A 24,622-nucleotide genomic window follows, 5' to 3' on the forward strand; every position below is an offset into this window, starting at 1 on the left:
GGAACGGTAGAGTCACCCCCACGTCATGCCTGCACACGGAACCCCAGGATGCCTTTCGACCCAATTTCCCCACACTACCAGCGTATCCGCGAACAGATCGCCAACGACATCGCCGCAGGTAGGCCCCAGGCCGACGAGAAATTCCCCTCTGAACGAGACATGATCGAACGCTTCGGCTGCACTCGCGTGACCTTGCGCCAGGCTTTGCAGCAACTGGAGGCCGAGGGCCTGGTATATCGGGAAAATCGCCGTGGCTGGTTTGTCAGCCCGCAGCGCATCCGCTACGACCCGACGCGCATCAGCGGGTTTATGGATTACGTCACTGCCCAGGGTCGCACACCGCGCACCGAGTGCCTGCACGCCGAACTGCGCCCGGCTGGCCCGTGGCTGGCCAAGCGCATGGGTTTGGCTTCGGTGGACGAACCGATGTTTTTCCTGCAACGCCGCCGCTGGATCGATCGTCGCCCGGTGCTGCTGGAGTTCAACGCGCTGCTCGCCAGTTGGTGCCCAGGCCTGCTGGAAGCCGACCTCAATACCTCGCTGACCCAACTGCTGCGCGAGCGGTTTGCACGGGTGCAATCGCGTTGCGAGCTGGAGATGCACATCGGCACAGTGAATGAAGAACAGGCCGAGCTGCTACAACTGTCGCCGGGTTCCACCAGTGTGTACCTGGAGCGTTTGAATTTCGGTGAGGACAACCGGCCGGTGGAATTCGACCAGGAATTCTGGCGCCCGGATGCGTTGTCGATTGTGATGGAGACTCGGTATCCGGGAACTCACTGAGACGTCAACACAGACGCCGCTGACAAGTCCCGTGATAGGGACCAGGTCGTGTGCACGCACAAGCTCTCATCAATCCTGTGCTGCACGTTCATGCATGGGGACTCTGCGCAAAATCAACATTGCGATGAACAGCACACCGACTATCCCCACCGAGATCATCAATCCGTGCTCGCTGACATAGGACACTGTGGCGCCCGTGGCAATGGGACCTAATACGCTGCCCAAGGTGTAGAACATCGCAATGGCCGTCATGGCGGTGGACACTTGCTGTTCGCCGACCCGGTCTCCCGCCTCGATCACCGCCAGGGTGTTCATGCCACCAATGGCGCCGCCCCAGAGGAATACGACAATCGTCGCCAGCCAAGGAAGCGGCTGGCTGAACGGAATGGCCAGGGTGCCCAGCAACAGTATCAAGCCGCAGACTAATTGGCCGACTTTGTACGAAGTGCGGTCGGCCATCCAGCCGATCGGCAGTTGCAGGAGGGTGCCGCCAATTCCGAACGTCGATATCAGCAGGGTGGCGGCGGTCAACAGATAACCAGCCGAGAGGCTGTAGCCTGCAAGGAACGATACGGATGAGGTTTCCGAAAAGCCTGCGATAAACGCGCCACACAGTGCCGTTGGAATGATGCTGAACAACTTGCCATGGCGTTTTTCTGCCGGGGTTTGCGGTCGCGTATCGTAGTCCCTTAGGGTTAAGGCCAGCGCGCCGGACAACACCACGATCACGGCACAGGCGTAGTAAGGCGCGGCGCTCCCGACGCCGAATACAACCAACAGCAGCGGGCCGATAGCAATACCCAGGCCCATCAAGGTCTCATGTACGCCGATCGCCCGACCGCGCTCGTCTTTCGAGGCAACCGCGACAATCCACGTATCGCAGGCGATCCAGCGCAGGATCAAGCCGATACCGAGCACGAAGTTCAGCGAAAAAATCAGTGCCAAATGGGTTGTCAGGGTCATACCGATCAGCGCAGCAATCGTCAGCGTTGCGCTGAGGATATTCGTCTTGACCAGCCCCAGATGGGCCAGCAAACGCGGAACCCATTTGTAGAGCAGCAAGATCGCCAACCACGAGGCGCTGACAATCACCCCGATCTTTGCCGGTTCGACCCCTTGCTGCTCAAGCGAAAGCGACAGCAACGGAGTGACTGTACCGATCTGCACGATCTGCGACAGGGCCGAGAGGGTGTTTATCTTGGTGAGCGCACACCAGCGTTGCTTGTCGGTGTACTCAATACTCGGATCTTCCATTCGTGAGCGACCTTGGTTGGACAGCGGTAAAGTGTTCGAACTGCCACGCGCAAAGCTCACCTTCAGGCTTGTGAAACAAGGCATAGATGATGCCTGGGTACACGCCGGAAAACGCTGCTAAAAGCTCCACTCCTCCGCCCGCACCAACTGGCAGAACGGCCCATTGAGCGTGGCATTGTGATGAGCCACGATCGCCTCTGCTTTCATCAAGGGCGTGTCAGAACAGGTATGACCGTCGGCGATAAGCACCGCATCGAACCCAAGATCACGCGCGGCACGGCAGGTGCTGTCGACGCAGTATTGCGTTTTCATCCCCGTAACTACCACGCCGGTGGCGCCGCAGGCGTGCAAATTGTCAGCCAGGTCGGTCATCGCAAACGCATTAGGCCGCCGTTTTTCGAACACCACTTCGCCACCCAGCAACTGCAGTTCCTGTGCAACCAATGTAAGCGGGCTGCCTTGTTCGATTGGCGAGCCAGCGGGGCCGATGTGGCGTGCGATAAAAATCGGTGCCCCTGCGCTGCGTGCCTTGTTCATCAGGCTATTCAGGGTTTCCAACAGTTCGTCGCAACGCCATGGTTTTTCCGGGCCGTGGATGAGTCCGACTTGGATATCGAGTATCAACAGGGCGTACATAGGTGCATCTCCTTGCGTATGAACCAGCGACACAAGGGCATAAAAAAGGCCCTGTCCATCGCTGGCGGGCCTTTGAAGTGTTCGTCTGTTATTGGCTCACGACACCTCGCACGCTCCGCTTTCAGCGGTCGTGGTGGTGGTTGTCGAGGTGAGGCAATAATGAGTCATGAATCGACACTAGCAATATCGTTGCGGGCTGACAAGGCCGAGACCTAGGCGGCACGGTGGCGACAATGCTTCATAAACGCGTTGCTCCCGGATTGTCTACCCCGGGAGTGGCAAATAGATGCTCGGCGGCAAAGTCTACGAATACGCGAATTTTCGGTGAAAGATGGCGACTGGACGGCCACAGCGCCCAGAACTGCCCCTGATCTTCACTGTAACCCTCGAGCACGGTTTCCAGGCGCCCCTGGGCGATGGCTTCGCGCGCGAGGAAATCCGGGACAAATGCGATGCCGTGCCCATCCACCACGGCCATCAGCATGGCCTCCATGTTGTTCAAGGTCAGTGCGGTGGGCAGGCGCAGCTGCGTGAACTGGGGCGCCGAAGACATACTCCAGTCCATGATTTTACCCGTCGTGACGAATCGGTAACGCAGGCACTCGTGATGCTCAAGATCAATAAGCGTGACGGGGCGCCCCTTACGCTGCAGATAGTCGGGCGATGCGCACAGGACAAACTTGAAAGGCCCCAACTTTCGAGCCATCAGCTTGGAGTCGACCTGGCCGCCGCTGCGAATCACCACGTCAAAGCCTTCATCGATCACATCCACCAACTGGTCGTTGAAATCCAGTTCCAGTTCGATCTCCGGGTAGGCTTTGCGGAACCGCGCCATATGGGGCAACAGAAAGCGATATCCGATAGTAGGCAAGCTGACGCGTAACTTTCCACGGGGTTGCTGTGTGGCATGGGAAAGCATTGCACGGGCATCTTCAAGATCGTCGAGGACCTTTCGGCAGCGCTCATAAAACAGCTGGCCCTCTGCGGTCAGGCTGACTTTGCGGGTGCTGCGGTGCAATAACCGCACATTCAGCGAAGCTTCGAGCTTGGCAACGTTTTTGCCCACCGCCGAGGCAGAAATACCCAACGTCCTGGAGGCGCTGATGAAACTGAGCGCCTCGGCGGTTTTTACGAATGAGATCACACCACTGAGACTGTCCACAAATCTATTACATCCTTTTGGTTCACTATAAGTGGAATAAAACCCCATTTATCTTCGATTGTATCCTAACTAGAGTATGTGAACGTTCGCGCGCCTCGGCCGGGCCGGCACGGATACTTCATACACATGCAGGGAATGACCTAATGAACGCAACGACCCAACCGCTGCCGGCTCATGGCCGGTACTCCATCCTGGCTGCCATTTGCCTGGCAGCCTTGGTGTTGCCTATGAGTTTTACCGGCGGAGCAGTGGCCACGCCGTTCATTGGCCAAACCTTCGCTGCCCATCCCACGGAACTGGCCTGGATCACTAACGCTTTTATGCTCAGCTTCGGCAGCCTTTTGATGGCGGCGGGAACGCTTGCTGACCTCTACGGACGCAAGCGTCTGTTCATGTGCGGGATGGCGTTGTTTGCACTGGTGTCGACCCTGTTGGCGGTGGTCCCCGATATTATCTGGCTGGACCTGTTGCGTGGTGTGCAGGGCATTGCTGCGGCCGCGGCCCTGGCCAGTGGTTCGGCGGCCCTGGCGCAGGAGTTTGATGGGCATGACCGCACGCGTGCTTTTAGCCTTTTGGGCACCACGTTCGGGGTTGGCCTGGCCTTCGGTCCGTTGTTATCGGGGTTATTGATCGAGTTGATGGGCTGGCGCTCCATTTTCCTTTGCACCGCCCTGATCGCCATCCTTTCCTTGATCTTTGCTCTGCCGAAAATGCGCGAAAGCCGCGACCCGCAGGCACGACGTCTGGATACACCCGGCTTGCTGACGTTTTCCGGCCTGCTGATCCTGTTTACCACGGCGGTGATCCTGGCACCCGAGCAAGGGTGGGGCTCGCCGATCATCCATGCGTTGCTGGGTGGGGCAGCGGTGTTTTTGCTGCTGTTTATCATGGTTGAAAATCGGGCGGAACATCCGATGCTGGAACTGGGGCTGTTCCTGTTTCCGCGCTTTGTCGGTGTACAGATCCTGCCGATCGGCACCTGCTACTGCTACATCGTCTTGATCGTCTTGCTGCCATTTCGGTTTATCGGTGTGGAAGGGGCCAGCGCGTTTGAGGCGGGGTTGATGATGTTGGCACTCTCTGCCCCAATGCTGATTGTACCGATGGCTGCCGCGTCGCTGACGCGCTGGCTGTCGGCAGGGATACTTTGCGCGATCGGCTTTGTGATCGCGGCGGCCGGGCTCTACTGGCTGAGTACGATTCCGGTCGGCGCCCATGCGCAGATTATCGCGGCTATGCTGCTGACCGGTATCGGCACCGGCTTGCCGTGGGGCCTGATGGATGGTTTGTCGATCAGTGTTATTCCCAAGGAACGAGCGGGGATGGCCGCGGGTATTTTCAATACGACGCGGGTGGCCAGCGAAGGTGTCGCCCTGGCAATTACGGTTGCGGTGCTGACGGCGCTGGTGGCGCATCATCTGAGTCTCAGTGACGCGGTCAAACTGTCTGCTGTCGACTATTCGGGTATCGCGCAACGCCTGGTAATGGGTGATATCCAACACGCGAGCGCCGACGCCGGTCAAATTCCATTAGCGGTGCTGCGCTCGGCTTATACCTCGGGGTTCAACACCTTGTTGCAGCTATTGGCGATGTTCACGCTGTTCACTGCTGCCGTGGTCTTCCTGTTCCTGGGGCGCCAAAGCGAGGCCGGTGTTGAATCCGCGCCCGATGCCGTGCGTTTTTCATCCGATACCTGAGAGCCGCTCTGGAGCCATGCCTGATGTCGCCCAATACACACTTTACGCCGCTGATTCTGGCGGGCATTGCTTTACTGTGCGGCTTGTCGGTGGCCAATGTTTACTTTAACCAGGCGCTGCTGCCGGTCTTTGCAGGGGCCTTACACGCGGATGCAGGGCAAACCAGTTGGATCGCTACGGCATCGCAGATGGGGTATGCCCTGGGAATGTTGCTGATCGTACCGTTGGGCGACAGGGTGGCGCCCTTGCGGCTCTGTCGCTTATTGCTGGTGTGGACGGCCGCCCTGTTACTGCTGGCCAGCCAGGCCACCCTGCTTTCAATGCTGGCAGGTGCCAGCTTCTTGCTCTGCACGGGCACCTGCATTCCCCAGGTGTTACTGCCCTACCTGGCCGGGCTGGCCACAGCCGGAGAACGCAGTCGTGTCATTGCCTGGGTGCAAACGGGACTGGTCACCGGCATCCTGCTGTCGCGCGCCATTGCCGGATGGTTGGCCGACCACCTCGGCTGGCAGTCGGTCTATTGGGTGGCGGCGGCTGCCATGCTTATGTGTGCGCTGGCGCTGCCGAGCATTCTGCCCCGACGCCAAGCGCCTGGAGTGCCGGTTGCCTACGGCAGATTATTGAGCTCGATGCTGCATCTGTTTTGGCATGAGCCGCTGCTGCGTTTGTCCTGCGCCCTGGGCGCAGCAGTTTTTGCGGCATTCAGTGCGTTCTGGTCGGTCATCGCATTTAAGCTGATGGCGTCGCCGTACAGCATGAATGCTGCCGATGTCGGGCTGTTCAGCTTATGGGGCGCTCTTGCCACATTGCTGACGCCCGCAGCCGGTAAGTTGTGTGAACGTTTCGGCACAGTCGCTATCAGCCTCACCTCTATTGTGCTCTGTAGCCTGAGCTTCGCTTTGTCGATGGCCTGGGCCAACACTTTTCTGGTGTTGCTGGCGTGCGCCAACCTGCTCAGCTTCGCCTTGCAGTTGGGGCAGGTGGCCAACCAGACGCGTATTTTTTCCCTCAGCCCGGACAGTCGCAGCCGTTTGAACACGGTGTATATGGTCTGCAATTTTTGTGGCGGTGCCTTCGGCAGTGCCATGGGAGGGTATCTCTGGCAGCGTTTCGGGTGGACCGGATGCGCCTTACTGGGATTGCTGTGCGCCGTATTAGCAATGGTCGCCTTGTTGGCGATACTTAGACCTCGCCCCAAACAACTTGCCACCGTTTAATCATTGAATGACTGAACGGCCACATTCGTAACTTGTTATCCACCTCCTGCACTGACTAGTTGTATTGGTTGTTCACAGTACAACTCGTTTCGTCCTGCCTGCTCCTTCCCTTTTACTCAATAAGTCATGTGTATTTCTGTCCGCCCGCCGAGGCGTGCGCGCAATGATTTATTTAGCACGATTGGACCTTGAACTTATAGTTCAGACAGTTGAGCCTAAAACGCTCAAATGCTTTGAAATACTCTGAAATACAATTGCCCGCAGCAAACAGATTTTTCGGAAAAATCAGGCAGGCTCCAACTTGGCAGAAAGGTCCGGGCGTTCGTTAGTTTCTGGGCTTCTTTTGATCTCTCAAACAAGGAGTCTTCGATGACTGTCATCGACTCTGAAAAAGTGTGTGTGTTTGTCCCCTTTGCCGGGGGCAGTGGTTTGTCTTTTGAAACCCTGCGGCGTGCGGTAAGCGCTCACATGCCGGTCGTGGGCGTTACTTATAAAAGTCGTTATCAAAAAGATCTAACGCAGGCCCCCGGTACTGTCGAGGCCATGGTGAACGAAGTCATTGCACTTATCGACGGCCTGGCGGCGCGTGAGGTCATTCTTTTTGGTTATAGCCTGGGTGCGATTGTTGCCTACGAAGTTGCTCGTCGCCAACATGAATTTGGACCACGACTGAGCAAGCTGGTAGTCGCAGCCTGTCGTGCTCCGCGCATTTTCAGTTGCGCGCAATTGACGCTTGACGGTTCTGAAGAGGAATTTATTCAAACACTTTCCAAGTTTGGTGCCGTTCCGGATTTCGTACTCCAGCACTCGGCGGCCAAGCACCGCATGCTGCCCTCTCTTATCAAGGACTTCCAGGCCGCCGCTTTATATCGTCACGTTGCCGGTGACCCGGTGGAGGTTCCCATGACGGTGCTGGGCGGCAGTAACGACCCTTTCGCACCGGTTGAGGACGTAATGGCCTGGGAGGAGCATAGCCAAAATTTTGCATGTATGGAGTTTTTTGAGGGAGATCATTTTTTCCTCACTCAGCATGTCACTGCCATTACAAAAACAATTATGGAGCCTGTCGGCTCAATAGCACGCCGGCCTGTTTCATCCCGATACCTGGATCTCAGCACGCATATAAGGTGAAAGAAATGGAAGAGCTCAGTGTTTCAAACAGCGTTTCTTCGTGCCCGTTTGCCGGACTTTCCTCGCTCAGCGCACAGCCGCAGGAACCACCCAGGCATTACATTGTGGTGGGGGACCGAATCAAAAGTCAGTGCAGCGATAATATGTTTATTTCGGTGACAGCCGCAGAAGAAATGGTCACCCGGCTTGATAGGGATGAATCACTAACCTTACATGTCGGCCAGGGTGTTACCGATGAGCAACTTAACACGTTATATGGATTCAAGAAGGTGCTGTCGCCGGCCTTGAATATCCTGCCGGAAGACCGCCGGACGCGTGCTTCTTCAACCGTCACCCATAAGTTGAAAAGTCATAATATTGCCATCTCTGCGCCTGGCGAAAATGGCAACGGTACTTACTCGGCCTCGCTGATGATAGATGATGCCAATGCCGAACTAAGCGATCACCTAACTGGCCAGCATGTGTCGGGCATGATGGTTATTGAGGCGGCGCGCCAGATGACCATCGCGGTTGCGGAAGCTTATTACGTCGCGCCTCAAGCGAAAGGCAAAGTCAACTTTGTTACCCACAAGATGGACGTCAACTATAGGGACTTCCTGTTACCGGTACACACGGAAATTCTCTGCATTCCGCTTGAATTACGTCGCTCGGGTGCTTCGAATTTTCGGTTTGGCTGCCGCCTTGAGTTCAAACAACAAGGCCAGTGCCAGGTTGAACTCGGTTTTGAATTGTCGGTGATTGACTCGCGCTACTTTCAACTCAAGGAAGCGCAACTTATTCATCAATTCGTCAAGCGTCTCGTCTGATCCACTTTGAGAGGAAGGAACCCTTATGAAAGAGCAAGTTCTCGGCATCATTTATAGCGCGATTGAAAATGAAAACCACAGTCTCGCCCAACCCATCAGCCTGGAAGAAGGCGAAAACACTGCCCTCTATGGGGTTGGCGGTGTCCTTGATTCGATGAGTCTGGTGTCCATCGTGATTGACGTCGAGCAGATGATCGAGGAGCAACTGGGGGTCAAGCTGACGCTGGTCAACGACAGTGCCATGTCCCCCAAGCGCAGCCCGTTTCAGTCGGTAAAAACCTTCGCCAACTACATTGTCGAGCTCAATGCACAGGTGTCTCATGCCCGATAACACGCCTGTCACGCTGATTACGGGAACGCGCAAGGGGATCGGCAGGCATCTTGCCGAACATTACCTTGCGCAAGGGCATCGGGTGATCGGCTGTAGCCGTTCATCCAGCGATCTGAGCCATCCGGCCTATCACCACTTTATCGCCGATGTAGCCGATGAACAGGCCATCAGCGAACTGATGAGGCATGTGCGCGGCACCTGCGGTCGGCTTGATCACCTGATCAACAATGCCGGGATCGCCAGCATGAATCACTCGTTGCTGACGCCCTACAAAACCGCGCAAAACATCATGCAAACCAACGTGCTGGGCACTTTCCTGCTCAGCCGGGAGGCGGCAAAGCTCATGCGTGCCGGACGGCAGGGACGCATTGTGAATTTTTCCACGGTGGCCAAGCCATTAAAGCTGGAAGGCGAAGCGCTGTACGCAGCGTCCAAAGCCGCCGTGGAAACCCTGACCTGCGTGATGGCCAAGGAGCTCGCCAGCTTTGGCATCACCGTCAATGCCGTAGGCCCGACACCAATCGATACGGATCTGACGCGGGTCATACCCGCACAAAAAATGAAAGACCTGCTGGCACAACAGTCGCTCAAGCGCTTTGGCACTTTCGACGATGTGACCAACGTGGCGGACTTTTTCCTGTCGCCGCGTAGCAATTTCATTACTGGCCAAGTCGTGTACCTCGGCGGCCTCTAACTCACGTGCTCTTGCAAAAGGACCTCACCATGAACCTGGACGCGATCAAGAAAGAACTGGCAGAACTTCTGGAACTGCGCGAATCGGAACTGCAAGCCGATGTATTGCTGCAGCCGCTGAGCAATTGGGATTCATTGACCAAGGTCACGCTGCTGGGTGTATTGAATGACCAGTTCGGTTTCGCTTTGAGCCCTGCCGTGCTCGATGAGGTTGAAACCATGGGTGAGCTGTTCGACGCCATCCAGGCCGATGCGGTTGGCGCTCGCATCAGTGAACCCTCATGAGCCTGTCTATCGACGGGGTGTCGATCCGCGCACTGTCGGCGGCCATCCCTCAGGACGTGATGACCCTGGCCGATTTCGCCACGTTGTTCGGCGAAAAAGAGGTTCAGCGGATCGCCAAAAGCACCGGAATCCATCAGGTGCGGGTGGCCAATCGGTTGTCGACCGTGGATCTGTGCGCCGCTGCTGCCCGGACCTTGTTCGACGCGGCGGATATCGACCCCGCCAGCATCGATGGCCTGGTGCTTGTCACTCAAACGCCCGACAGCCTGATGCCCGCCAGTAGTGCACTCCTGGCTGATCGCTTGGGGTTGAAGAAAGCGCTTGCAGCCTTCGACCTCAATTTTGGCTGTTCCGGCTACGTCTATGGCCTGTTTCAAGCGGCCATGCTGATCAAGGCCGGCGGCTGCCGCCGAGTCATGGTGTGTACCGGCGATGTGATCAGCAAATTGCTCAACCCTGAAGACCGGCATGTGCGGTTGGTCTTTGGTGATGCCGCGACCTGCACGCTGCTGGAAAGCGGTGAGCAGGCGCTCGGGTTTGCGTTCAATACCGATGGCGCCGGTGCGCAGTACCTCAACACTGCTCTGGATTACACGTCCAGCGTGACCAGCCGGGTACAGGCCAGTGGGCTGCATATGGACGGCGGCCAAGTGATGAACTTTGCCCTGGAAAAGGTACCGGCGGCGATCAACGCCTTCATTCGCGACCAGGGCATCGACCCTGAGCGTGTGCCGTTTTATCTGCTGCACCAGGCCAACAAATTCATGCTCGATTACCTGGCCAAAAAGCTCGGTGTTGCGCAGGCCAAAGTCCCCATTGAAGTGGCAGACGTGGGCAACACCGGCCCTTCGTCGATACCGCTGATGATCTGCAAGCGCCACGGCAGTGAAGACGTGCGCCAGGACAACCTGATTGCCTGTGGTTTTGGCGTCGGGTTGTCGATCGGCATTGCCCATTTATCGCTGCGCGATGCCCACATCATTGCGCCCGTAGAAGTACCTGCCCTCCCTAACTGACCTTACTTTCAAGGAAAGATGACCATGACAATCCAAGCAATCTGGTTCGACTTCGGCGGCGTGCTGTCGCCCTCCATAGATGAGCTGTACCGCGTCTACCAGCAAAATACTGGCATCAGCCGCAGCCAGATGGAGGCCGCCATGCATGCCGTGGCCAAGCCCCTGAACGTGCAATTCCAGGCGCCCATCGAGTTGGCAATGATGACTCAGGTCGAATGGGGACAGGGCATGAGCAAGGCATTGTCCGAGCTGTATCCGGGCATTGACCTGAGTCGTTGCGATTTTGATAACCACGGTGAGCAGTGGTTTTCCCCGCACAACGTCAACCAGCACATGTTCGAGCTGTTTCATGAGGTCAAAGCGGCCGGCCTGAAGGCGTGCATCCTCACCAATAACGTCGTGGAGTGGGAAACGCCTTGGCGGCGTATGGTGGGCCTGGATGATGTGGCTGACAGCATCGTCGATTCCTGCAAGGTAAAACTGCGCAAGCCTGACCCGAAGATCTTCGCGCTGGCGGCCGAGCAGATCGGCGTACCCGCTGACGCCTGCGTGCTGATCGACGATGTCGAAGAAAACTGCGACGCCGCGCGAGCCGCCGGTTGGCACGCCATTTTATTTGTCGACAGCCTTGAGACGCAGCAGGCTGTGCGGGCACTCATCGGCACGGAGCAACCCCGTGCACTGGCAGGTGCCCGATGAACATGCGTGTCCATCCCAGCGTGTTGGATATCCCCAACCTCGACGCCGCGCCCTATTACCAAACCGTGGGCTGGCAGGATCAGTTGCCGCAAATCAGGTTGCCCAGCGGCCACGTCGCCACCCATCTGACCGGATACGCCGATTGCAAGGCGTTTCTGGCCGACCCGAGCATCAGTCGCACCCTATGTAACGTCGAAAACGGCCCGACCTTTCTCCCCGGCCCGACGCAGCCGGAGCTGTTGCTCAATCTGGACAACCCGGCGCACATGCGTTCGCGCGCGACCGTCGCGCGTGCGTTCAGCAAGCGTGGCCTGGAAAGCGTGCGCCAACATGTGACCACTATGACCGCCGACAGCATCGAGCAGATGCGCAGCGGTGTAACGCCGCCGGACTTGTTTGCCTCGGTGCTGGAGCGCCTGACTTCCTCGACGGTGTGTCACATTCTCGGCATCCCCGAAGAAGACCGGCAGTTGTTCCGGCCCTGGAGCCAAATGATCCAATCAGCACCGCCGGATGACATCGTCGGTATCGAAACGGCGGTCAACGCCAGCTTCGATTACATGATGGACTTCGTGCAGGGCCGCAGGCAGGCGCATCCGGACGGCTTCATTCGTCAATATGTCGACCAGCGCCACACCCTGGAAGACCCACTGAGCGATCGGGAGTTTGTAGGGGTTCTGTTGGGAATTCTGCTGGGGGGCGACCATAACGCTCTAAGCGTCATGACCAAGAGTCTCTATACGTTGCTGTGCGCGCCATCGCTGTGGCAGTACGTACGAGAGAAGCCCGATCAAGCGCCGCAGTTGATCGAAGAACTCATTCGGCTGATTCCCATCGGCAAGTTATCAGCGTTCCCCCGCATGACCACCCAAGCGCTGCACACCAGCTGCGGTGTGATCGCGGCGAACACTACGGTGTACGCCAACGTATTCCTCGCCAATCGCGACCCCAGCGTGTTCAACGCGCCGCTGCTGATCAACCCCGAGCGCCAGAATAAGGTCGCGCACATGCAGTTCGGCCACGGCATCCACAGCTGCATGGGGCCGGCGCTGGCACGCCTGGAAATCGCCACTGTGCTGTCCACCCTGGTACAGGCATTACCCAACCTGGAACTGGCCTGTGACCCGGCGTCGATCCGCTGGATCAACGGCACGGTATTGCGCCGCCCCGACGAACTGCCCGTGCGTTTTTGATGCTTTTTCAATAAGGGATAAGCCATGATCTTTAAACCGCTGATAAACGGATTTGCGCAGTTTTCGAACCAAATCGTTCTGAATGACCCTGAACAGTCCTACACCTACGCCCAACTGAGCGAAGAGATCAGTGCCCAACTGGATTGGCTGGCCGCCAATGGTGTGTCCAGGCAAGCGGTCGTGTTCATGAGCGGCGATTTTTCGTTCGCGGGTATCGCGCTCTTTCTGGCGCTGTACCAGAACGGCCACATCATTGCGCTCAACACTGCTGAAAACCCGGCGGAAATTCAAAACAAGCAGGCAGCCGCAAACCCTGAGTTTGTGATCGATATCCAGACCCGCCAGATTCGCCCATGCATGCTTACTCAAGCGCCGGAAAACCCGATGATCGGCGAGCTTAAAAAGCAGGGGCACGCCGGCCTGATTCTGTTCAGCAGTGGCACCACCGGCACACCCAAGGCGATGCTGCATGACCTTGATCGACTGGTGGGCGAGTTTTCTGAAAAACGCTCTCGACGCCTCGATATCTTTCTGTTTTTGCTGTTTGACCATATCGGCGGCATCAATACGCTGTTGAACATATTGTCTATTGGCGGAACGGCAACGATTGCCGCCAGCAAAACCCCAGACACCGTTGCCCGGCTGATTGAAAAACATCGCATTACCGTGCTTCCGACGTCGCCGACATTCCTGAACCTGATGTTGATCAACCAGGTATTCGATACCTGCAACCTTAGTAGCCTGCGCATGATCACCTATGGCACGGAGCCGATGCCGGAGAGTTTGTTGCTCAAACTTCGCGAGCACCTGCCAAGGGTGAAGTTTTTGCAGACCTTCGGCACCAGCGAGACGGGTATCATCAACACCAGTTCGTTGTCGTCCGATAGTCTGTATATGCGCTTTCAGGAAGGCTCCAGTGAACACAAAGTCGTCGACGGCGAGCTATGGCTGCGCAGTGCGACGCAAGTCATGGGCTACCTGAACCACTCGATGGACAGCTTCACCGAGGATGGCTGGTTCAAGACCGGCGACCTGGTGGAGGTCAATGCCGATGGCTACCTGAAGATCCTCGGCCGCAGCAAAGAGATCATTAACGTCGGTGGCGAGAAGGTTTACCCCGCAGAAGTGGAATCCGTGCTGCTACGCCATCCGCAGGTACGTGACTGCAAGGCGTACGGCGAGGCCAATGCCTTGACCGGGCAATTCGTTGCCGCGCACATCGTCCTCGATAGCGACTATGGAGACGCAACGGCGACCGTGCTGCGCGATATCCGGCAATTTGCCCGGCGACTGATGGATGCCTATAAGGTGCCGGTACGCTTGAAATCGGTAGAGGCGATCCAGTATTCGACGCGGTTCAAAAAGCTGTTGATTGACTGAGAAGTGGCGTGCCCTGAAGGCGCCATCAACCGCCTTCAGGGCTGCTCATCAGTTGCGCTTCACCTAGAAAATCAATGAATGCGCGGGTCTTGGGTGACAGCAAGCGGCTAGGTGACCAGACAATCCAGAAATCACCCTCCAGGCTCAATTCCGGCAGCACCCTGATCAATTCCTGGCTGGCCAGGTATTCCTGAATGACGAAGTCAGGCAGATAGGCGAGGCCCAGGCCATTGCGACACGCAGCGAGGACCGCTTCCACGCTGTTCATGACCATGGTGGTTTCCAGGCTGATCTTGACGGTATCGCCATTGACCTTCAGCCACCAGGGCTGGAGTTTTCCATTCGAAGGGAATTTATAGGCGATGCCTTTGTAATGCTGCAAGTCCTCGATGCTCTTTGCCATGCCGTAGCGCTGAAAATAATCGGGCGCTGCACACAAGACGAACCGGAACGTGCAGATTCTTTTTGCTGCAAGGCTGGAATCGGGCAGCTCGCCGCTTCGGATCACCGCATCAAAGGCTTCATCGACCACATCGACCAGCCGGTCGCTGAAATCCAGGTCCAGTTCGATTTCCGGATAGCGCTGATAAAACTCGCGCAACATACCCGAGATCAGCCGATAGCCCACCGCTGGCAAACTGATTCGCAGACGCCCTCGAGGGCGGGTCTTGGAGTGGGAAAGCGCGGCCTCAGCATCCTGTAATTGCTGCAGCAAAGTGCGGCAACGACCAAAAAAGTCCAAGCCTTCGCTGGTCAGGCTGATTTGCCGGGTACTACGATGGAAAAGGCGCACGCCAATCCGCTCTTCAAGGCGGCTGACACTTTTCCCTACGGCAGAAGACGAGATACCCAGCGCTCTGCCCGCAAGGGTAAAACTTTGATTTTCTGCTGCCCGCACAAAAGCAATCAACCCGCTCAGATTATCCATATTCCGTGTCCGCAGGGGGGGGGTGATAAAGGCAGAATTTTTGATGCTGCAAAAGTCGACGGGGCAAAAGGTAGGCACAGCTGCTTTATTATTGGGCTTTGAGCAGCACTTTTCCCCGGATGTCGTCGACTTTTGAGTCTGACGTGGTGCCACATTCAGAGCAACTATTTTGTCGGTGGGTGCTGCGTAAGCGTCTGGCTAACACACCTTCGATGCTGTTGTGTAAGCCGTAGATTTTCACGGTTTAGGGCGAACCTTTCCGAACTCCTGCGTAAAAAACAGTTTCCGGCCAGCCCTGCTTTCAAATGCTACATTCACGCTTTTCCTGGCAGGCCGTCTTCATGCACATCAATCCTGATCACTTCCTACAGACGGAGAATGGCCGCATTATTAATGCTGAGCTAAATAGACTGGCTTGGCAGAGAGCTCACCTTGCCCTATCAGAGGCTCTGCTAGTGACTCCCAAGCCGAGCGTGAATCGCTTATACAGGCTGCCAGGAAGCATGGGGTAGATGTGGTAGCTACTTGGTTCACTACTTCGCTGGAAGACTGTTTGGCACGTAATCAATTGCGCCCTGATGATGAGATGGTTCCTGAGAATGCCATTAGAAACGTTTTTAAAGCACTTCAGCCTCCACGCTTGAGCGAGGGTTTCACCGAAATTTTAGTCGTTGATGCACAGGCTAGCGCGAACGCTCATGCTTCGCCGGGCGTAGAAACAATTACTGCTCAGCAAAAGACACTTCATAAATGAACCGATAACTACAGGCGCCTTGACCTCAATCGAACTCCAGCCCTTGAGGGTGTCCTTCTTGGAAACTGAACGTCCAAGACAGGGTCCGTTTTTAGCCAAAAGCATCCTATCGAAATGAGTGCGGGTATTTCTCAGGCACAAAAAAAGCCACTCATCTGAGTGGCTTTTTCTGAATCTTGGAGCGGGAAACGAGACTCGAACTCGCGACCCCGACCTTGGCAAGGTCGTGCTCTACCAACTGAGCTATTCCCGCTTGGTGATGCGCATTCTATAGAATCCTCAGCACCCGTCAACCCCTTGATTCAAAAAAGTTTTATTTCTTTTCAACGGTGGTGCGCAGATGCGGCCAGGCGGCGCGCAGATATTGGAGCATGGACCACAGGGTCAGGCCTGCGGCGATCAGCAGCAAGGCGTAGCCAGTGAGGACCCAGAACGAGAAGTCCGATGGGTTGGCCAGCAGGATGACCAGCGCAAGCATTTGCGCGGCGGTCTTCCATTTACCCATGTTAGATACGGCCACGTGGGCACGGGCGCCGATTTCGGCCATCCATTCGCGCAGGGCCGAGACGACGATCTCGCGACCGATGATCACCGCTGCCGGCAGGGTCAGCCACAGGTTGCCGTGTTCCTGCACCAGCAAAACCAGGGCGACGGCCACCATCAGTTTGTCAGCCACGGGGTCGAGGAACGCGCCGAAGGGCGTGCTCTGTTCCAGGCGACGAGCCAGGTAGCCGTCGAGCCAGTCGGTGGCGGCCGCAAAGGCAAACACTGAACTGGAGGCCAAATAACTCCATTCGTACGGTAAATAGAACAACAAAATGAAAATCGGGATAAGCAGGACGCGTAGAACGGTAATCAGATTAGGGATATTCATCGGCACAACTGGCTACGAGGTGGAAAGGCATTCTATTCGCTGTGCAGGCTTGCATAAATCAACTCAGCGAGCTTTTTACTGATACCCGGTGCTTTGGCTATCTCGTCAATGCTGGCACGGGACAGCTCCTGCAAGCCACCAAAATGTTTAAGCAAGTCGCGACGTCGCGTCGGACCGACCCCTGCCACCCCTTCCAGGGTTGAGGTTCGCCGGGTTTTACCACGGCGGGCGCGGTGGCCGGTAATGGCGAAACGGTGGGCTTCGTCACGAATCTGCTGGATCAAATGCAGCGCGGGTGAGTCGCCCTTCAAAGTGAACTCATGGGCGGCATCATTCAAGTACAACGTCTCGAAGCCGGCCTTGCGCGTGGCGCCCTTGGCCACGCCAAGCAGGATCAGGTCAGGCACCGCCAGCTCGTTGAGCACATCCCGGGCCATGGACAGCTGGCCCTTGCCGCCGTCGACCAAGAGAATGTCCGGCAACTTGCCCTCCCCATCCTTCAACTTGCTGAAGCGCCGCGTGAGGGCCTGGTGCATGGCGGCATAGTCATCGCCCGCGGTGACGCCTTCGATGTTGTAGCGCCGATAATCGGACTTGATCGGCCCTTCTGGCCCGAACACCACGCAGGAGGCCACCGTGGCCTCGCCGCTGGAATGGCTGATGTCGTAGCACTCCAGGCGCTGGGGCGGCTCTTCCAGGTTAAGGACTTCGGCCAGGGCGTCAAAGCGTGCGGCGACGTGCTGGCGGTTAGCCAGGCGCGCGCTCAGGGCCTGTTCGGCGTTGGTCACCGCCAGTTGCTGCCAGCGTGCGCGGGTGCCGCGTACGCGGTGGCTGATGTCCAGCTCGCGACCGCGCAATTCGTGGATCGCTTCGATCAACGTGGGGAAGTCTTCGTGCACCACGTTGACGATCAGCTCCGACGGCAGGTCGCGCTCGGGGCTGCTCACGTAGTACTGGCCCAGGAAAGCGGCCATGACTTCGGCGACTTCCTCATCAATACCGGTCTGCGGAAAGAAGTTCTTGCTGCCCAGCACCCGCCCACCGCGCACGCTGATCAGGTGCACACAGGCACCACCTGGGTTGACGAAGGCCGCGATCACATCGACGTCGCCAGTGCCGCCTTCCATGCTTTGCTGGTCCTGGACACGGCGCAGCAGCGAAATCTGGTCGCGTAGCTCGGCGGCCCGTTCAAAATCCAGGGTGCTGGCAGCCTGCTCCATGGCTGCAGAGAGCTCATCGGTGAGCGCATTGCTGCGTCCTTCGAGGAACATCACCGAATGGCGCACATCCTCGGCGTACTCCGCCGGCTCAACCAAGCCCACGCAAGGCGCCTTGCAGCGTTTGATCTGATACTGCAGGCAAGGCCGTGTGCGGTTCTTGTAGAAACTGTCTTCGCACTGGCGCACAAAAAAGGTTTTTTGCAGCAGGCTCAGGCTTTCACGAATGGCCCCAGCGCTGGGATAAGGTCCGAAGTACTTGCCCTTCGCCTTCTTCGCCCCACGGTGAATGCTCAGGCGTGGGAAGTTGCCGTCGGATAAAAACACATAGGGATAGGATTTATCGTCACGCAGCAGAATGTTGTAGGGCGGCCGCCATTCCTTGATCAGCGTCTGCTCAAGCAGCAGCGCTTCGGTTTCATTGGCGGTGATGGTGGTTTCGACCTGGGCGATGCGCCCCACCAGCGCGGCGGTTTTCGGCGCGAGACCGGTCTTGCGAAAGTAGCTCGCCAGACGGCTCTTCAGGTTTTTGGCTTTACCGACATAAAGCAGGCGTGCCTCGCTGTCGAACATGCGGTACACGCCAGGGCGGCCACTGCAGGTCGAGAGAAAGGCACTCGGATCAAACGGTGTGCTCATGTCAGGCGCTGGCGTCCACCATGCCGTGGCGCACCGCGAGCAGGGTCAATTCAACATCACTGCTGATGGCGAGCTTCTCGAAAATACGATAGCGGTAGGTGTTGACGGTCTTGGGTGACAGGCACAGCTTGTCGGAGATCGTCTGCACCTTCTGGCAACCGACAATCATCAAGGCGATCTGGATTTCCCGCTCAGACAGGGCATCAAACGGCGAGTCACTGACTGGCTGGAAGGATTTGATGGCCAATTGCTGGGCAATCTGCGGGCTGATGTATCGCTGGCCGGCAAACACCAGGCGAATGGCTTGAACCATTTCCGCCAGGCCAGCCCCCTTAGTGAGGTACCCCGCAGCCCCTGCCTGCAGCAGACGTGTCGGAAACGGGTCCTCCTCGCACACGGTCACCACCACGACTTTGATGTCCGGATGGCTGCGCAGCAATTTGGTCGTCGCGCCAAGACCGCCGATCCCAGGCATCTTGACGTCCATCAACACCACATCGGGTTTCAACTCCCGGGCCTTGATCAGGGATTCCTCTCCTGACTCGGCCTGACCGACTACTTGCAGGCCATCGATGTCAGCCAGCATTCGTGTAATGCCTGTACGAACGAGATCATGGTCATCGACTACTAGCACCCTAATCAAGCAGACACCTCGCGAAATGGTCTTATAGGTTGCTGAACACCTTAGCAAAAAACCGAGGCGCAGACCTAATTGCACGCGTCATATATAGAGAGATTGACTAAGCGACAGCCACCCGCCGGGCGGCGGATGGCCCAATTTGCTGGGCAAAGCGTCAGGAATCCTGGGGCTGTGGCTTGGCTTTTCCATTCATCGCAACCGAATGCTCGGCTAACGTTGAGGTCAGGCGTCGGATTGCAGCCTGGTCTTCCTTGAACATTGCACGGTAGTCCCCGAGGACTTTTTCTTCGATCTGGCTCAGGTTTTCCAGTTGAATCGGCGTGGCTGCGCCGGTCAATACGTACAACACATCTACACCTTTTTCGGCGACACGAGACAAGTAATCTGCTTTAGGCGCACGTCCTCCACTTTCATATTTACCTTGTGCGTTGGCTTCAACGCCTCCGATCTCACCAAATACTTTTTGCGACAGGCCAAGTCGCTCCCTTTCTTGCCGTAAACGCGAACCGATTCCACTCATTTGGATGTATGATCCTATTTGGCACACCCCAAGAGGTGACACACTCATCTCTTATTAAACAAACTTGAACGGTTTTGAACTATGCCCGGAATCCGTACCGCTGCACAAGCCAAGGCCTGGCTGGAACATCAAGGCAAGTCAGTTCAAGCGTTCGCCCGCGAACACGGCGTTGATCCGGCGACCACCTATCAAGTGCTCGCTGGGCGCAAAAAGGGACGGCGTGGGGAGGCCCATAAGGTAGCGGTCCTTTTGGGCATGAAAGAAGGGATCATCCTTGCTGAGGCGAAAGGCCTGAACACGGATCAGGAGATTGGCTCCTGAAACCAGTATGCGCTTATAAGAACGTGATGCCTGTTTAGCTTGAGCGACAAACACGCTCCATTCGCCAGAAGCAGTCTTCCTCACCAACAATGCTGAGCCCCATGCGCTGATAGAGCCTTCTGGCCGGGTTAGTCTTGAATACGGTCAAACGCAACAGTCCCAACGCTTGCGCCTTCAGCGCCATCTGTTCCAGCACCCAGCTACCCGCGCCCAATCCGCGATACGCCTCAAGCATATGCAACTCGCGAATATAAAGAGCCCGGCTGTCGCGGCTCAGACTGATAAAACCCAAGACCCTGTCGTCGCGGCAAATCAGCCAGTTTTCCCGACCGGCCCAGGCAGTATCGAAGCCCTCGTTAGACCACCACAACCCGTACTGCACGTAGTAGCGAGCCATGGCCTCGTGTGTCAACTTGCGCGCAAATGGCAGGTCCTGGTCCGTCGCCGCGCGTAGGTGAAATGCCATTTAGACAGCCATCACTTGGCCAGCCCAACGCCCACCCTCGCGACGGGCAATCAGCAACGCATCGCCCACGCCAGGTACAGCGGCAAGCAGACTGCCATCGGCGGCCCAGATCGCACTGCGGCCAGCGCAAGTCCAACCGCCCGAAGGGCCACCATGATTGGCCATCAGCATCAGCAGGCCATGTTCAGCGGCGTAGCCTTGGAGCAACGCACTGTCCGTGGCGTAACCGCCCTCACTGATCAGCACCCCGGCGGCATACACCGTAGCGCCCGCTTGCGCCGCAGCACGGGGATGACTGGCGTGGGAAAAATCGGCACACACCGCCAGTGCAATCCGGTCATCTCCCCACTCAAGGGCCGCACCGCCCTGCCCCGCGACGAATGCTACCTCCTCGCCGGCATGCAAATGCTGCTTGGTGTAGACCGCCAGTGAGCCATCCGCACCCAGCACCAGCGCACCGATCAACACACCCGCCTGGGGGGTGAGTCGGATCGGCATCCCCACCACCGCTGTCATTCGCAGTTCTCGCGCCATCTCGCGCAAGGGCGCCAGCATCTTGTCTTCTGGCGCAATCGCCAATTCAGCGGCCAGCGATGACTCATACCCCGTCAACGACAATTCGGGGAACACCAGTAATTGCACACCCTGTTGCGCCGCCACACGCATAAATGCGAGGTGCCGTTCGATATTGGCAGGGACATCGCCCGCGATAGAAATGGATTGAGCCGCAGCAAGGGTGAAGGCAGTCATGGTCGCGTCCAAGCAATCAGTAGCAAAGTGCAACCAGCATATCGGCACTCACCCCATAGCCGTAAGTACCCCACCGCAATAGAAATTACTGATTGAATCTGCCTGCGTGCCTCTAGTAAGCTCCCCCCATCATTTGGAGACACACCATGTTGCAACTCACCCACCCTCAGGTTTGCCCTGCTGCCAGCGCCCAGCGCTCGGTGTCGGCTACCCGTGTGAACGGTTCGAGCACACTGGTCAGCTTTTATTTTGGGTATTGGTTTAGCCACTGGCGCGCCTGATACCTGAAATCGGCGCCCACTACTCAAGGGGTCGCCTACCAGAGAAATCTAACCCCCGGTCGGCCCCCCGACCGGGGGTTTTGTTTTTTCAGGCCCTCATAAATTTCGCAAGAACACTTAAAGGAATCACGACATGAACTACGCCACTTATTACCGCTACGACATTTGCACTGCATGGCGATTTAGCCAGCTCCGTTCGGGACAGCCTGCCGCCTCCGATCGGTCACCTCTTGGTGGCAAGCCAACACACGTAGCCGAAACGGCCAATTGTCGAACACCCCAGTAGGCCAAGCGCGCGGGAACAGCCCGCCGCTTGCCCAGGAAGCCTTGAATATGAACTCCTCCGTCGCCGCCCTGCCCCTCTCTGCCTTGAACAGCACCCTGACCAGCGCCAATGAAGCGCTGACCCAGCGTCTGCCCAGCTCGCTTGAGCTCAAGCACCAGTTGCCCCTCAGCCCGTTCCTGACCGAACAGATCCACACCCATCGCCAAGCCGTGCGCGCCATCCTCAATGGCGAAGATTCACGCTTGCTGGTGATTGTCGGACCGTGCTCGATCCACGACCCGGAATCGGCCATGGAATACGCCCGCAACCTGAAGAAGCTGGCCCTCGACGTCAGCGACCAGATGCTGCTGGTCATCCGCGCCTACGTCGAAAAACCCCGCACGACTGTCGGCTGGAAAGGCCTGGCCTACGACCCTCACCTGGATGGCAGCGATGACATGGCCGCCGGCCTGAGCCTGTCCCGCGAGCTGATGCGCGAAATGCTGCGCCTGGGCCTGCCAGTCGCCACCGAGCTGCTGCAACCCATGGCCGCCGGCTACTTCGATGACTTGCTCAGTTGGGTGGCGATCGGTGCGCGCACCACGGAGTCGCAGATCCACCGCGAGATGGCCAGCGGCCTGGGCATGCCCGTGGGCTTCAAGAACGGCACCGATGGCTGCGTCGCGATTGCTTGTGACGCCATGCGCTCGGCGTCCCACCCGCACCGCCACTTCGGCGTCGACAGCCAAGGTCACCCGGCAATCATCCAGACCCCAGGCAACCCCGACACCCACCTGGTATTGCGTGGTGGTCACCGGGGCCCGAACTACGATGCGCAGAGCGTGGCGCGGGTCAAACACGATCTGGCCAAGTCCAAGGTCACCCCTCGGATAATGGTCGACTGCAGCCATGCCAACAGCGGCAAGGACCCGCTGCGCCAACCGGCCGTGTTCAACGACGTACTGGAGCAACGCTTGCAGGGTGACACCTCGCTGATCGGCATGATGCTCGAAAGCCACCTGTTCGAAGGCTGCCAGCCGTTGAGCGCGCCGATGAAATACGGCGTGTCGGTGACCGATGGCTGCCTGGGCTGGACCGCCACCGAGCAGTTATTGCGCACGGCTGCCGAACGCCTGCGCGCCTAAGGCTGATCGATCAAGGCGCTGCTACAACCGGTACAGCGCCCTATGACACAGTCCGGCACTCGTGCCATTCGTGACCTGCAGTCAAGAGTCCTTTTCGGATTCGACGGTGTTTCCAAAGGAACGACGAGGGGATACTCAACTCCATTGTCTACAGTCCTATTGGAGTTACTGATGTCTACCCTCGCGCAAAAAGTCCCCGCCTTCGGCCTTGGCACCTTTCGCCTGCAAGGCCAGGTGGTGATCAATTCCGTCAGCACTGGCCTGGAACTGGGCTACCGCGTTATCGACACCGCGCAGATCTACGAGAATGAAGCGGACGTTGGCCAGGCCATCGCCGACAGCGGTATCCCACGGGATGAGCTGTTTATCACCAGCAAGATCTGGATCGCCAACTTTGCTGAAGGCCAACTGATACCGAGCCTCAAGGAAAGCCTGCGCAAGCTCAAGACCGATTACCTGGACCTGACCCTGATCCACTGGCCGTCGCCACAAGACCAGGTGCCTGTGGCCGAGTTCATGGGGCAGTTGCTGGAAGCCAAGCAGTTGGGACTGACACGCCAGATCGGTATTTCCAACTTCACTATCGACCTGATGAAGCAGGCCATCGCAGCCGTGGGTGCCGAGAACATCGCCACCAACCAGATCGAACTGCACCCCTACCTGCAAAACCAGCACGTTGTGGATTTCGCAACCGCCAACGGTATCCAGATCACCTCGTACATGACCCTGGCCTACGGTGAAGTGCTCAAGGACCCGGTGATCCAGCAGATCGCCGAACGTCATCAGGCCACCCCGGCGCAAGTGACGCTGGCCTGGGCCATGCAATTGGGTTATGCGGTCATCCCATCGTCAACCCAGCGTGCCAACCTGCAAAGCAACCTCAAGGCCCTGCAACTGACCCTGAGCGCTGCTGATATGGCGCACATTGCCGGGCTGGAACGTGGCCACCGCCTGACCAGCCCCAAGGGCATCGCGCCGAAGTGGGACTAAGCCCGGGCCGCCCGTGCGCGGGATAATTCGCGCAGCCACGGCAACACCCGCAGGCCGGCAGTGGCCTCGGGTGGGTCGATAATGTCCATGAAGTGTTCGAGATTGACGTTGTCCGGCACACCGGGCAACCGCACCAGCACCGCCGGCGCTACACCCGGGGGCGCGCCCAAATCCAGGTGGTCGTAGACCAGTACATGGCGCACCTGGGGCTGGGGCCCGCAGGCATGGGCCGTGAGCCCTGCATTGATGATCAGCACATCGAAGGGTTCGGCCGGGATGGCCGTGAGTATCTGGACTTCTTCGAAGGTTTGTACCGGAACAATCCGGTGATACCCCAACTGATTGAGCATTTTTTCGATGTACAACCGTTGCAGGTGTTGTTCATCAGCAATCAGGATGGTCAGTGCTTTGTTCGGCATGGCAAACCCCTGGGCAGGCAGCGCTCGTCAGTGAGCGAGGCCCATTTTCCAGACATATCCCGAAGACAAAATCAGGCATGTTCCCCCTTCATGTAGGAGTTCTCCCAAATCAACCGAATGACCACATTCC

The 24,622-nt window shown here is 57.6% G+C and carries 27 protein-coding genes and 1 tRNA gene; 16 read left to right on the top strand and 12 right to left on the bottom strand.

The features are described from left to right. The first annotated feature begins 48 nt into the window (after window positions 1-48). Window positions 49-783: a UTRA domain-containing protein gene (locus tag AD670_RS27945; RefSeq protein WP_053139805.1), complete on the top strand. Its 735-nt coding sequence runs from the start codon at window positions 49-51 to the stop codon at window positions 781-783. A gap of 69 nt (window positions 784-852) precedes the next feature. Here the strand turns inward: AD670_RS27945 and AD670_RS27950 are convergent, their stop codons facing one another. The 3 genes from AD670_RS27950 to AD670_RS27960 all read right to left on the bottom strand — a co-directional run bounded on the left by AD670_RS27950 (window position 853) and on the right by AD670_RS27960 (window position 3,883). After that, window positions 853-2,037 (bottom strand): MFS transporter, encoded by a 1,185-nt coding sequence (locus tag AD670_RS27950; RefSeq protein WP_053139807.1) that lies wholly within the window; start codon window positions 2,035-2,037, stop codon window positions 853-855. Window positions 2,038-2,154: 117 nt separating this feature from the next. Beyond that, window positions 2,155-2,673, bottom strand: a complete 519-nt coding sequence (locus AD670_RS27955; protein WP_053139809.1) for an isochorismatase family protein — start codon at window positions 2,671-2,673, stop codon at window positions 2,155-2,157. A 238-nt stretch (window positions 2,674-2,911) separates the two neighbouring features. Further along, window positions 2,912-3,883: a LysR substrate-binding domain-containing protein gene (locus AD670_RS27960; protein WP_053139811.1), complete on the bottom strand. Its 972-nt coding sequence runs from the start codon at window positions 3,881-3,883 to the stop codon at window positions 2,912-2,914. Between the two features lie 95 nt (window positions 3,884-3,978). On the opposite strand from AD670_RS27960, the gene AD670_RS27965 reads away from it, so the two are divergent. The 11 genes from AD670_RS27965 (at window position 3,979) to AD670_RS28015 (ending at window position 14,283) form a co-directional block, all read left to right on the top strand. Further along, the gene (locus AD670_RS27965; protein ID WP_053139812.1) at window positions 3,979-5,532 is read left to right on the top strand and encodes an MFS transporter; all 1,554 of its coding nucleotides are present in this window, start codon (window positions 3,979-3,981) and stop codon (window positions 5,530-5,532) included. 23 nt (window positions 5,533-5,555) lie between these two features. Continuing rightward, a complete protein-coding gene (locus tag AD670_RS27970; RefSeq protein ID WP_053139813.1) occupies window positions 5,556-6,749 on the top strand; it encodes an MFS transporter in 1,194 nt (397 codons plus the stop codon). A gap of 369 nt (window positions 6,750-7,118) precedes the next feature. Then, window positions 7,119-7,880 (top strand): thioesterase II family protein, encoded by a 762-nt coding sequence (locus AD670_RS27975; RefSeq protein WP_053139814.1) that lies wholly within the window; start codon window positions 7,119-7,121, stop codon window positions 7,878-7,880. 5 nt (window positions 7,881-7,885) lie between these two features. Continuing rightward, complete coding sequence (locus AD670_RS27980; RefSeq protein ID WP_053139817.1) at window positions 7,886-8,686, top strand: AfsA-related hotdog domain-containing protein; 801 nt, start codon at window positions 7,886-7,888, stop codon at window positions 8,684-8,686. A 25-nt stretch (window positions 8,687-8,711) separates the two neighbouring features. Beyond that, window positions 8,712-9,017 (top strand): hypothetical protein, encoded by a 306-nt coding sequence (locus AD670_RS27985; protein ID WP_053139819.1) that lies wholly within the window; start codon window positions 8,712-8,714, stop codon window positions 9,015-9,017. Further along, entirely contained in the window at window positions 9,007-9,711 is a 705-nt protein-coding gene (locus AD670_RS27990) for an SDR family NAD(P)-dependent oxidoreductase (RefSeq protein WP_156338328.1), read from the top strand. The genes AD670_RS27985 and AD670_RS27990 overlap by 11 nt, the downstream gene beginning before the upstream one ends. A 29-nt stretch (window positions 9,712-9,740) precedes the next feature. Next, window positions 9,741-9,995 (top strand): phosphopantetheine-binding protein, encoded by a 255-nt coding sequence (locus AD670_RS31740; protein ID WP_053139823.1) that lies wholly within the window; start codon window positions 9,741-9,743, stop codon window positions 9,993-9,995. Beyond that, a complete protein-coding gene (locus tag AD670_RS31570; RefSeq protein ID WP_053139825.1) occupies window positions 9,992-11,011 on the top strand; it encodes a 3-oxoacyl-ACP synthase in 1,020 nt (339 codons plus the stop codon). The genes AD670_RS31740 and AD670_RS31570 overlap by 4 nt, the downstream gene beginning before the upstream one ends. Before the next feature lie 24 nt (window positions 11,012-11,035). After that, window positions 11,036-11,710, top strand: a complete 675-nt coding sequence (locus AD670_RS31575; protein ID WP_053139828.1) for an HAD family phosphatase — start codon at window positions 11,036-11,038, stop codon at window positions 11,708-11,710. A 2-nt stretch (window positions 11,711-11,712) separates the two neighbouring features. Beyond that, on the top strand, window positions 11,713-12,903 hold the full coding sequence (locus AD670_RS28010) for a cytochrome P450 (RefSeq protein ID WP_172681532.1): 1,191 nt from the start codon (window positions 11,713-11,715) through the stop codon (window positions 12,901-12,903). Between the two features lie 24 nt (window positions 12,904-12,927). Beyond that, window positions 12,928-14,283 (top strand): fatty acid--CoA ligase family protein, encoded by a 1,356-nt coding sequence (locus AD670_RS28015; protein ID WP_053139832.1) that lies wholly within the window; start codon window positions 12,928-12,930, stop codon window positions 14,281-14,283. 25 nt (window positions 14,284-14,308) lie between these two features. Here AD670_RS28015 and AD670_RS28020 read toward each other — a convergent pair whose 3' ends face one another. After that, window positions 14,309-15,211: a LysR family transcriptional regulator gene (locus tag AD670_RS28020; protein ID WP_053139834.1), complete on the bottom strand. Its 903-nt coding sequence runs from the start codon at window positions 15,209-15,211 to the stop codon at window positions 14,309-14,311. A gap of 514 nt (window positions 15,212-15,725) precedes the next feature. On the opposite strand from AD670_RS28020, the gene AD670_RS31765 reads away from it, so the two are divergent. After that, entirely contained in the window at window positions 15,726-15,965 is a 240-nt protein-coding gene (locus AD670_RS31765; protein ID WP_347709456.1) for a hypothetical protein, read from the top strand. A 177-nt stretch (window positions 15,966-16,142) separates the two neighbouring features. Here the strand turns inward: AD670_RS31765 and AD670_RS28025 are convergent. From AD670_RS28025 to AD670_RS28045, 5 genes are all read right to left on the bottom strand, one after another. After that, window positions 16,143-16,218 (bottom strand) — tRNA-Gly (locus AD670_RS28025). A 60-nt stretch (window positions 16,219-16,278) separates the two neighbouring features. Next, the gene (pgsA, locus tag AD670_RS28030) at window positions 16,279-16,839 is read right to left on the bottom strand and encodes a CDP-diacylglycerol--glycerol-3-phosphate 3-phosphatidyltransferase (RefSeq protein WP_027603207.1); all 561 of its coding nucleotides are present in this window, start codon (window positions 16,837-16,839) and stop codon (window positions 16,279-16,281) included. A gap of 32 nt (window positions 16,840-16,871) precedes the next feature. Then, entirely contained in the window at window positions 16,872-18,695 is a 1,824-nt protein-coding gene (gene uvrC, locus AD670_RS28035) for an excinuclease ABC subunit UvrC (protein ID WP_053139836.1), read from the bottom strand. A gap of 1 nt (window position 18,696) precedes the next feature. Beyond that, window positions 18,697-19,338, bottom strand: a complete 642-nt coding sequence (uvrY, locus tag AD670_RS28040) for a UvrY/SirA/GacA family response regulator transcription factor (protein WP_032886613.1) — start codon at window positions 19,336-19,338, stop codon at window positions 18,697-18,699. A 151-nt stretch (window positions 19,339-19,489) separates the two neighbouring features. Continuing rightward, entirely contained in the window at window positions 19,490-19,855 is a 366-nt protein-coding gene (locus AD670_RS28045) for a helix-turn-helix domain-containing protein (RefSeq protein WP_053139838.1), read from the bottom strand. A gap of 81 nt (window positions 19,856-19,936) precedes the next feature. Here AD670_RS28045 and AD670_RS28050 point away from each other — a divergent pair, with 81 nt between their 5' ends. Next, a complete protein-coding gene (locus AD670_RS28050; RefSeq protein WP_053139840.1) occupies window positions 19,937-20,176 on the top strand; it encodes a DNA-binding protein in 240 nt (79 codons plus the stop codon). A 34-nt stretch (window positions 20,177-20,210) separates the two neighbouring features. Here AD670_RS28050 and AD670_RS28055 read toward each other — a convergent pair whose 3' ends face one another. Further along, entirely contained in the window at window positions 20,211-20,642 is a 432-nt protein-coding gene (locus tag AD670_RS28055) for a GNAT family N-acetyltransferase (protein WP_053139842.1), read from the bottom strand. Beyond that, a complete protein-coding gene (locus tag AD670_RS28060) occupies window positions 20,643-21,392 on the bottom strand; it encodes a carbon-nitrogen hydrolase family protein (protein WP_053139844.1) in 750 nt (249 codons plus the stop codon). Window positions 21,393-22,006: 614 nt separating this feature from the next. Between AD670_RS28060 and AD670_RS28065 the strand changes: the two genes are divergently transcribed. Then, on the top strand, window positions 22,007-23,083 hold the full coding sequence (locus AD670_RS28065; RefSeq protein ID WP_053139845.1) for a 3-deoxy-7-phosphoheptulonate synthase: 1,077 nt from the start codon (window positions 22,007-22,009) through the stop codon (window positions 23,081-23,083). 171 nt (window positions 23,084-23,254) lie between these two features. Next, window positions 23,255-24,073, top strand: coding sequence for a 2,5-didehydrogluconate reductase DkgB (dkgB, locus tag AD670_RS28070; protein ID WP_053139847.1), 819 nt, complete (start codon window positions 23,255-23,257; stop codon window positions 24,071-24,073). Here dkgB and AD670_RS28075 read toward each other — a convergent pair. Continuing rightward, a complete protein-coding gene (locus tag AD670_RS28075; RefSeq protein WP_053139849.1) occupies window positions 24,070-24,492 on the bottom strand; it encodes a hypothetical protein in 423 nt (140 codons plus the stop codon). The genes dkgB and AD670_RS28075 overlap by 4 nt on opposite strands. Window positions 24,493-24,622 lie beyond the last annotated feature (130 nt).

Source organism: Pseudomonas sp. MIACH (genome assembly GCF_001269925.1).
Classification (GTDB): domain Bacteria; phylum Pseudomonadota; class Gammaproteobacteria; order Pseudomonadales; family Pseudomonadaceae; genus Aquipseudomonas.